This is a genomic window from Prevotella sp. P5-64, from assembly GCF_002251285.1.
Classification (GTDB): Bacteria; Bacteroidota; Bacteroidia; order Bacteroidales; family Bacteroidaceae; genus Prevotella.
Window position 1 is genome coordinate 1 of record NZ_NPJK01000068.1, and the last position, 1,231, is coordinate 1,231.

2 tRNA genes and 1 rRNA gene are annotated in these 1,231 nt (G+C 52.2%); all 3 read right to left on the reverse strand.

Annotated elements, in window-relative coordinates:
• Positions 1-143 precede the first annotated feature (143 nt).
• Positions 144-217 (reverse strand) — tRNA-Ala (locus CIK87_RS12365).
• A gap of 110 nt (positions 218-327) precedes the next feature.
• Positions 328-401: transfer RNA gene (locus CIK87_RS12370), tRNA-Ile, on the reverse strand.
• A 165-nt stretch (positions 402-566) separates the two neighbouring features.
• Positions 567-1,231 (reverse strand): 16S ribosomal RNA (locus tag CIK87_RS12375); the annotation flags it as partial.

Consider the following 1,231-nt stretch of genomic DNA (forward strand, 5'->3'; position numbering starts at 1 on the left):
CGTAGATAGGACAAATAAATATATTCGCCTGTCTTTCGCTCATACTTTCAGCTTTCTGTTTGTTGTTAGAAGTCTTGAACTTCTGTTCTACAGTCTTGCTTGTGTCAATATGTCAAAGATCTTTTCGAGGACTTGCCTCGGAGTGGAGAATATCGGGGTCGAACCGATGACCTCTTGCATGCCATGCAAGCGCTCTAGCCAACTGAGCTAATCCCCCTCATAGAGAGTAGTAGTGCAGATTTTTCACCTGAATCACATTGACCTTGTGGTCGATGTGTAGTCCCAGGCAGACTTTGCCTAAACCACATTGACCTAACGGTCGATGTGTAGTCCCAGGCAGACTTGAACTGCCGACCTCCACATTATCAGTGTGGCGCTCTAACCAACTGAGCTATAGGACTGTCTGACTCGGCGTTCAATTAACCTGTGGGCTTAACTGCGCCCAGTTTCTTTCTATTCTCTTTTTCAGATTCGCGGTAGTACAAGAAAGCCTGGGAGTAACACTCCACTACCTATATATAATATATAAGACTTTCCTTCATCCTTCTGATATTGCGTCTCTCCAGAAAGGAGGTGTTCCAGCCGCACCTTCCGGTACGGCTACCTTGTTACGACTTAGCCCCAATTACCAGTTTTGCCCTAGGCCGATCCTTGCGGTCACGGACTTCAGGCACCCCCGGCTTTCATGGCTTGACGGGCGGTGTGTACAAGGCCCGGGAACGTATTCACCGCGCCATGGCTGATGCGCGATTACTAGCGAATCCAGCTTCGTGGGGTCGGGTTGCAGACCCCAGTCCGAACTGAGGGACACTTTGATGATTAGACGGACGTTGCCGGCCGCCTGCTTTCTGTATGCCCCATTGTAACACGTGTGTAGCCCCGGACGTAAGGGCCGTGCTGATTTGACGTCATCCCCACCTTCCTCACACCTTACGGTGGCAGTATCCGCAGAGTGCCCGGCTTCACCCGATGGCAACTACGGAGAGGGGTTGCGCTCGTTATGGCACTTAAGCCGACACCTCACGGCACGAGCTGACGACAACCATGCAGCACCTTCACAGGAGCCCCGAAGGGCCTCACCATCTCTGGATCGTTCTCCTGCAATTCAAGCCCGGGTAAGGTTCCTCGCGTATCATCGAATTAAACCACATGTTCCTCCGCTTGTGCGGGCCCCCGTCAATTCCTTTGAGTTTCACCGTTGCCGGCGTACTCCCCAGGTGGGATGCTTAAC